The organism is Streptomyces sp. NPDC038707 (assembly GCF_040636485.1).
GTDB lineage: Bacteria > Actinomycetota > Actinomycetes > Streptomycetales > Streptomycetaceae > Streptomyces.
Genome location: NZ_JBEZUP010000077.1, coordinates 1 through 7,792 on the forward strand (window position 1 = coordinate 1; position 7,792 = coordinate 7,792).

A 7,792-nucleotide genomic window follows, 5' to 3' on the forward strand; every position below is an offset into this window, starting at 1 on the left:
CCTTGAGCTGGTCCTGCCAGGCGTCGCCGTTGAGCGGCCAGCCGTGGATGAACACGACCGGGCGCCCCTGGCCCCAGTCCTTGTAGAAGATGTCGACTTGGTCGCGGGTGGTGCACACCGGCATGGTCGGGTCCTCTCGGTGATGGGTTCTCGGGGCGCCTCCGGCGAGGTTCGGGCCGGGAGGCGGTGGGCGGGGCGGTTCAGGCGAAGGCGTCGGCGATGCGGCTGCCGGTCGTCGCGTCGATGTTCTTCCAGTACTGGAAGGCCCGCTCGCGTACCGCCGCGGACACGCCGTTGCGCAGATGGCGGGTGACGTTGCCGACGAGCCGATCGCGCTGTACGTCGTCCATGACCTCGCGGACCAGGTGGCCGGGCTGGGAGAAGTCGTCGTCGTCCGCGTGCAGGGTGTAGGCGGCGCGTACCATCTCCGCCGTCTCCACCCGCCAGCCGGCCGGGTGGTTGTAGCGGTCCTCGTCGGCGCTCGGGCCGCCGTAGCTGTTGGGGGCGTAGGGCCGGGCGACCTGCGGCTCGGTGAAGCGCATCGCTCCGTCCTTGGCGTAGGAACGGACATCGGTGAGGGGCTGGTTGGGCGGCAGCTGTGTGTAGTTGGTGCCGACCCGGTAGCGGTGGGTGTCGGCGTAGGAGAACAGCCGTGCCTGCAGCATCTTGTCCGGTGAGGGGCCGATGCCCGGGATGAGGTTGGAGGGGTCGAAGGCGGCCTGCTCGATGTGGGTGAAGAAGTCCCCGGGATTGGTGTGCAGGGCCATCCTGCCGACCTCGGTGAGCGGGTAGTCGGCGTGGGGCACGGTTTTGGTGACGTCGAAGATGTTGTACCGGTAGCCGGGGGCGTCCTCGTACGGGATCAGCTGTACGTACAGCGTCCACGACGGGTGCTCGCCGCGGTCGATGGCCTGCAGCAGGTCCCTGCGGTGATAGTCGGCGTCCTGACCGCACAGTTCGGCGGCCTCGTGGTCGGTCAGGTGCTCCACTCCCTGGTCCGACTTGAAGTGGCACTTGATCCAGGTCCGCTGCCCCGAGGCACTGATCCACATGTAGGTGTGCGAGCTGTAGCCGTTCATGTGCCGGTAGGACCGCGGGATGCCGCGGTCGCCCATGAGGTAGGTGACCTGGTGGGCCGATTCCGGGGACAGCGTCCGGTAGTCCCACTGCATGTCGTTGTCGCGCAGCGCTCCGCGGATATGCCGCTTCTGGGAGCGGATGAAGTCCTGGAACTTGCTCGGGTCGCGCATGAAGAAGATCGGTGTGTTGTTGCCGACCATGTCGTACACCCCTTGCCGGGTGTAGAACTTCAGCGCGAAGCCGCGCGGGTCCCGCCAGGTGTCGGGGGAGCCCTGTTCGCCGGCCACCGTCGAGAAGCGGGCCAGCATCCTGGTACGGCGGCCGGGCTGAAAGACATCGGCTGCCGTGAACTGCGTGACGTCGTTGGTGACCTCGAACGTTCCGTAGGCTCCGCTGCCCTTGGCGTGCACGACCCGCTCGGGGATCCGCTCCCGGTTGAACTGGGCCATCTTCTCGATGGGGTAGTTGTCCTGGAGCAGGATCGGCCCGTCGGCGCCGACGGTGAGTGAGTACTGGTCGCTCTCCACCGGAACGCCGGTGTTGGTGGTGGACACGGGGTCGGCCATGACGCACTCCTCCACGATGAACTATGCGCGGGCAGGGGGCGGCCACGGCGGACAGCGGAGTCTCGGGCCGGTCAGGGCCATGCACCGCCGGCGGGCAGGAACACACACGCACGACCGCGTCCACGACGACGAGGTCGCTTTTCGCATTCCCTACCACTGTCCGGGCTCGGCTCCGGGGCGGCAATCCGGGCGTTCCACCCGTGCCGCCGGTGTTCCGGGCACGGGCAGGACCATCCCCTCGCCAGCGGCCTCCTGCGGGCGCGGACCACGTCGACGAACAGCGGGATCGGCGGCAGGAACTGCGGCGGGCGGACTCAAACCGCTTCACACCGGCTGTCACCCCGACGGCGGGCCCCGATCACCTGAACGGCACGGTTGCCGGGCAGCGGAGGAAGTTGCCCGCAACGGTATGCGGAGGGGGGAAAGTTCACCCAAAAGGAGAAGTTGATGCGTGCAACCGACGGACACGCCCGCCGCAGGACCCTGTCCGCAGTGGCGGCGACCGTGGCCGCGAGCGCGGTCCTGACCGGCTACTGCGCCGCGCCCGGCACCGCGTCCGCCCTTCCGGCATCACTCATCACCGGCGGCGGCACGAGTGACGGCGACACGTCCAACGGCAACGTCCCCTGCGGGATGCCGTCCGTCTCGCTCGACCGCACCACCCAGTCCTTCCTCAACCAGCTCGCCCACCAGGGCGGCAAGCCGCTGTTCGAGCTGACGCCCCGGCAGGCCCGCAAGGTCCTCGACAAGCTCCAGGCCGGCCCCGTGCCCGAACTCCCGGCCGACATCACCGAGAAGACCATCAACGGCGGACCCACCGGGCAGGTGTCCCTGCGCATCGTCCGTCCCGCCGGAGCCAAAGGAACCCTTCCCGGCCTCGTCTACATCCACGGCGGCGGCTGGGTACTCGGCAACGCGAAGACCCACGACCGCCTCGTGCGCCAGCTCGCGAACGGAGCCCGCGCGGCGGTCGTCTTCGTCAACTACACGCCCTCCCCCGAAGCCCGCTTCCCCGTCGCCATCGAGCAGGTGTACGCCGCGTCCACGTGGGTGGCCCGGCACGGGAAGGAGATCGGCATCGACGGCAACCGCCTCGCCGTCGCCGGCGACTCCGTCGGCGGCGACATGACGGCGGCCGTCACCATGATGGCCAAACAGCGCGGCGGAGTGAAGTTCCGCCAGCAGGTCCTGCTGTATCCCGTCACCGAGGCCGACTTCGACACCGCCTCGTACAAGCGGTTCCAGGAGAACTGCTGGCTCACCCGCGCCAACATGAAGTGGTTCTGGGACAAGTACGCCCCCCACGCCGCTGACCGCAACAACCCGCTGGCCTCGCCCGACAAGGCCACCACCGCCCAGCTGCGCGGCCTGCCCCCCGCGGTCGTCGTCACCGACTCCGACGTCCTGCTCAACGGGGCCAAGACCTACATCGGCAAGCTGCGCGCCGCGGGTGTCAACGTCCAGCACCACCACTACCCGCACACCGTGCACGACTTCATGATGCTCAACGCCCTGCGCGACACACCGTCCGCCAAGGACGCCGTCGCCAAGACGACCGCCGCCCTCCGTCAAGCGCTGAACGGCTGACGCAGGCTCCCGTGCCCGGCCGGAGGCGTCATCGTGCCGCCGGCCGGGCACGGCCCGCACCAGGGCCAGCGGGGCGCCGGTGACGGCCCGGCACTCTTCCAGGCATCCGCCCTGCGCCGGCGGCCCCCCAGCACGCCGCCCGGACAGGACATACCTCTCGCATTTCCCCTCTCCGCACCAGGCCCGCTGCGAAGGGCGTCCGGCGCGGACCAAGCAGGAGGAGCGACACGATGACAGGCTTCTCGCCGGGCTTCCGGGGCCGGACCCACGCCTTCGAAGGACGTCTTCCGCCGGGCCAGTATCCGACGGAGTCCTTTCCCGTGCTGTCCGCCGGGCCGACCCCGCACCTGGATACCGCGCGGTGGTCTTTCACCGTCACCGACGAGAGCGGCCGACAGCGTTCCTGGACGTGGGACGAGATGATGAATCTGCCGCAACAGGAACCCACGGTGGACATCCACTGCGTCACGCGCTGGTCGAAGTTCGCCACCAGGTGGTGCGGCGTCTCCCTCGATGTCCTGCTGGACGGCATCGGCACGGCAGCCGGCTTCGTCGTCGCCGAGTCCTACGACGGATACACCGCGAACCTCCCCCTGGCGGACGTGACCGGTGGCAAGGCGTGGCTGGTCCACTCTTACGACGGCTACGCCCTCTCACCCGAGCACGGCGGACCCGCCCGCCTGCTGATCCCGCACCTGTACTTCTGGAAGTCGGCCAAATGGGTCAAGGGCTTGCGTCTGACACTCCAGGACGAAGCGGGCTTCTGGGAGTCCGTCGGCTACCACAACTACGGAGACCCGTGGCGCGAGCAGCGCACCTGGAGGGACTGATGAACACGCCGGACGCGCCGGGCCGCCCGGCCACGCCCGGGCGGCCGGGGCGATGGTATCCGGCCCGGCTCGTGGAGCGGGAGAAGCAGACGGAGACCGGACGCACCCTCCGCTTCGACGTGCCCCGGTGGCCCGGACATCTGCCCGGGCAGCACGTCGACGTCCGCCTCACCGCCGCCGACGGCTATCAGGCGGTGCGCAGCTACTCCCTGGCCCGCCCCGCCGACGGCGACGTGGTCGAACTGGGCGTCCAGGCGGTGCCGGGCGGTGAGGTGTCGCCGTACCTCGCCGATGACCTGCCGGTGGGCGCGCGGATCGAGATGAAGGGCCCGCTGGGCGGGTGGTTCGTGTGGGACGGCGCAGTCGACTCCGCGCTGCTGCTCGTCGCCGGCGGCTGCGGGGTGGTGCCGCTCACGGCCATGCTGCGGGCCCGCCGCGCGAACGCCGCCGAGACACCCCGCGCCCTCCTCTACTCCGTACGCGACCCCGACGAGGTCTGGTACGCCGACGAACTCGGCACACCGCGGCCCCACGAGTCCATACGCGTGCTCTACACCCGCCGGGCGCCCGGCGGAGCGAACCGCCCGGCCGGCCGCATCACCCTGGACGACCTGGAGGGCCTGCCACCGCCGGGCGCCCGCTGCTACATCTGCGGTCCGACCGGCTTCGTCGAACACGCCGGCGACCTCCTGCGGGCCGCCGGACACCCCGCCGACCGGATCAGGACGGAACGCTTCGGCTGAACCGCCCGCCCCCTACCCATCGGGAGAAACCCGTGAACCAGCACTTCGCCCGCCACCTCGACGGAAACGCACTGGCCGGGCCGCTCGCCGACGTATTCACCGTCGATCCCACCACGGCCTGGCGCCTGTGCCCCACCTGCCGCATGCCGGCAACCCTCGGGCAACTGCACGTGTACGGTCCAGGCCCCGGCCTCACCGGACGCTGCCCCGGCTGCGCCGACATCGCTGTCCGGGTCGTCACCCAGCCCGGCTTCCTCTGGCTCCAACTGGGCAACGGGGGCGGGGCGTTCCGCCTCAATGTGCCGACGACCACGCCGTGACCCGGAACCCGGTGACGCCGCGGACCCCGATCGGTCGCGGAGCGCGTCACCTTTTGAGGGGCCGGCCGGCCGGCGGGAGCGGTCCCTCCCCGTCACGGGCCGGACCGCCCCGCGAAGACCGGACGATGCTGTTCCCACGGCTGTTCCCGCACCCGCACCACTGCGGGATGACCCGAACACGTATGACGCTCCTGGTGGCGGCAGGCGGCGCGGCCGGAGCGGCGGCGCGTGCGGGAGCAGACCTGACGGGCCCCGCGACCGGAACGGGATTCCCGTGGACGACGTGGGCCGTCAACCTGGCCGGCTGCGCGCTCATGGGCGTACTGATGACCCTTCTGAACCACAAGCCCGGCCGTCGCCCGATGTGGGCCGGCCCGGTGCTGGGCAGTGGATTCCTCGGCGGCTTCACCACCTTCTCGGCCTTCTCCGCCGACGTCCAGCGCCTGCTCACCGACGGCCACGCGCCCACCGCGGTCGTCTACGCCGCCGCCACCGTCGCGGGGGCACTGGCCTCCACAACGGCGGGCGCGGCACTGACGGCGGGCCTGCTGGACCGGGATGCCCGGGGTGACCGGTGAATGCCGCGGACTGGGCCTGGCTCGCGCTCGGCGCGGCCATCGCCTCACCGGTCCGCTACTGGGCCGGCGCCGCCGCCAAGTCGACGCGTCGGCGTCCCTTCCCGGTCGGCACCATCGCCGTGAACTGCGCCGCGTGCCTGCTGCTGGGAATCGCACTGGAGATGCGGGTCCCGCGGGCCTGGGTACAGTCGCTCGTCGCGGTCGGCGTCTGCGGCGCCCTGTCCACATGGTCCACGCTGGCCTGGGAGACGGCCGATCTGCTGCGCACCAACCGACTCCGCATAGGCGCGCTGTATCTCGCGGCGAGTCTGCTCGCGGGCGTCACGCTGGCCTGGGCCGGCACCATGGCCGGACGTTGGATCTGGTGAAACCACCACTGCATGGGCGACGCGTGGTGGGGAATCGCAGCCGCGTGGCGAGCGCCGCGGTGGGTATAGTCCATTGTCCTGACAGCGTAGGCCAGCACGGGTCTCCGAGGTCCGAGCCACTGCTGGAGCTGCGCCCGCGTACGCGAGGAGGGTTCACCCGTCCGGGCAGGGCCCCCGCGAAGCGGTACACGCGGCGGATCCCGCGTTCTGGATGGCTTGCCGCATGCGCGAGGACGTGGACGAGGATCTGGCCGTGACGTCGTATGCCACCGCCCAGCGGCGTGGTGACTGGGCCTTCCAGTGCAACGCGACAGCCGTGTTCACGGCGCCGAACGGCACCCGAGCCTACGCCCTGCTCGACGGCGTCGGCGACACCCAGGCCGTCCGCCGCCTGGTCCGCGCGGCCGCCGGGAGCGCGGATGCGGAGGCGGGGCTGCGTGCCGAGTGCGGCCGCTATGCCGCCGACCCCGCCCGCACCGCCGGCCACGGTCTGCCCTGCGCGGCGGCCGTCGTCGCCGTCCACGTCCCCGGAGGCTTGTTCTCCGTCGCCTGGTCCGGTGACGCCCGCGCCTACCTCCTCCTCGACGGCGACCTGCGCCTGCTGACCGAGGACCACAACGCCCGCCGGGCGTACGACGGCGGCGACCGCAACCTGATCACCGCCTGCCTCGGGGAAGCACGCAGCGACGAGGAGACCGAACGCCTCTGGGGCCACCCGGCCATCGAATACCTGCGCGGCCCGGCCCGGCCGGGCTGGCTGCTGCTCGCCTCCGACGGCGCTTACGAACCCCAAGAGGACGCCGATCACGACCTTGCCGGCTACCTGACCGGCACTCCGCGCACCGCTGCCGAGCGCCTGGTCGACGACGCCGTCCGGCGCGCGCACGAACTGAGCGACCCGTACGCGGACAACGCCACCGCCCTCGTCGCCCGCATTACCTAGTGCTCTGACCGCATAGGTTCGCCGGGGTGACGGTCGTGGCGGTTAGATGTGGGGTGACGTCCGTTTCGACCGTTGGAGGCGCGGTGGCCGAGCCTGTCCGTGTGCGCAGACTGACCGACCAGGAGGGGCAGAGGTCGCAGCAGATCGTGCGCCGGGGCAGTGCCAACTCGGTGCGCTACCGGCGGGCGATGATGCTGCTGGCCTCGGCCGGTGGGAACCGCGCGCCAGTGATTGCCCAGCTGGTGCAGGCCGACGAGGACACCGTCCGAGATGTGATCCACCGCTTCAACGAGATCGGCCTGGCCTGCCTGGACCCTCGATGGGCGGGAGGCCGTCCCCGCCGACTCAGCCCTGACGACGAGAACTTCGTCGTCCAGGCGGCCACCACCCGCCCCACCAAACTCGGCCAGCCCTTCACCTGCTGGTCACTGCGCAAACTCGTCGCCTACCTGCGGAGAGTCCACGGCCGAGTGATCCGCATCGGCCGCGAGACGTTACGCGGCCTGCTCGCCCGCCGCGGGGTCACCTTCCAGCGCACCAAGACCTGGAAGGAATCCCCCGACCCGGACCGTGAGGCGAAGCTGGACCGGATCGAGGAGCTCCTTGACCGCTTCTCCGACCGGGTGTTCGCCTTCGACGAGTTCGGACCGCTCGGGATCCGGCCCACCGCGGGCTCGGGCTGGGCAGTGGGCCAACCCGCGCAGCCGCCTCGCTTTGGCGCGCGAGATGTACCGGCTGCGCTTCCCGGAGGAGGACCCGGCCGGCCTCACCCGTCAC

10 protein-coding genes are annotated in these 7,792 nt (G+C 70.9%); 8 read left to right on the forward strand and 2 right to left on the reverse strand.

Translation table 11 applies throughout. The features are described 5' to 3' along the window. The coding region (locus AB0E62_RS39700; protein ID WP_362205937.1) for an alpha/beta hydrolase at positions 1-124 on the reverse strand (124 nt) is incomplete at its 3' end. 76 nt (positions 125-200) lie between these two features. After that, on the reverse strand, positions 201-1,646 hold the full coding sequence (locus AB0E62_RS39705; protein WP_362205910.1) for a catalase: 1,446 nt from the start codon (positions 1,644-1,646) through the stop codon (positions 201-203). 447 nt (positions 1,647-2,093) lie between these two features. On the opposite strand from AB0E62_RS39705, the gene AB0E62_RS39710 reads away from it, so the two are divergent. The 8 genes from AB0E62_RS39710 to AB0E62_RS39745 all read left to right on the forward strand — a co-directional run. Further along, positions 2,094-3,233, forward strand: a complete 1,140-nt coding sequence (locus AB0E62_RS39710) for an alpha/beta hydrolase (protein WP_362205913.1) — start codon at positions 2,094-2,096, stop codon at positions 3,231-3,233. Positions 3,234-3,463: 230 nt separating this feature from the next. Continuing rightward, complete coding sequence (locus tag AB0E62_RS39715) at positions 3,464-4,063, forward strand: molybdopterin-dependent oxidoreductase (protein WP_362205916.1); 600 nt, start codon at positions 3,464-3,466, stop codon at positions 4,061-4,063. Further along, positions 4,063-4,806, forward strand: a complete 744-nt coding sequence (locus AB0E62_RS39720) for an FAD-binding oxidoreductase (protein ID WP_362205919.1) — start codon at positions 4,063-4,065, stop codon at positions 4,804-4,806. Before AB0E62_RS39715 ends, AB0E62_RS39720 begins: the two co-directional genes overlap by 1 nt. A 32-nt stretch (positions 4,807-4,838) precedes the next feature. Then, positions 4,839-5,126 carry a DUF6510 family protein gene (locus AB0E62_RS39725; protein ID WP_362205922.1) on the forward strand — a complete coding sequence of 96 codons (288 nt, stop codon included), beginning with the start codon at positions 4,839-4,841 and terminating at the stop codon, positions 5,124-5,126. A gap of 167 nt (positions 5,127-5,293) precedes the next feature. Continuing rightward, on the forward strand, positions 5,294-5,704 hold the full coding sequence (locus AB0E62_RS39730; protein WP_362205925.1) for a CrcB family protein: 411 nt from the start codon (positions 5,294-5,296) through the stop codon (positions 5,702-5,704). Further along, the gene (locus tag AB0E62_RS39735) at positions 5,701-6,072 is read left to right on the forward strand and encodes a CrcB family protein (protein ID WP_362205928.1); all 372 of its coding nucleotides are present in this window, start codon (positions 5,701-5,703) and stop codon (positions 6,070-6,072) included. Before AB0E62_RS39730 ends, AB0E62_RS39735 begins: the two co-directional genes overlap by 4 nt. Before the next feature lie 223 nt (positions 6,073-6,295). After that, entirely contained in the window at positions 6,296-7,015 is a 720-nt protein-coding gene (locus tag AB0E62_RS39740) for a hypothetical protein (RefSeq protein WP_362205931.1), read from the forward strand. Between the two features lie 83 nt (positions 7,016-7,098). Then, a partial coding sequence (locus AB0E62_RS39745; RefSeq protein ID WP_362205934.1) for a helix-turn-helix domain-containing protein occupies positions 7,099-7,792 on the forward strand: 694 nt, incomplete at its 3' end.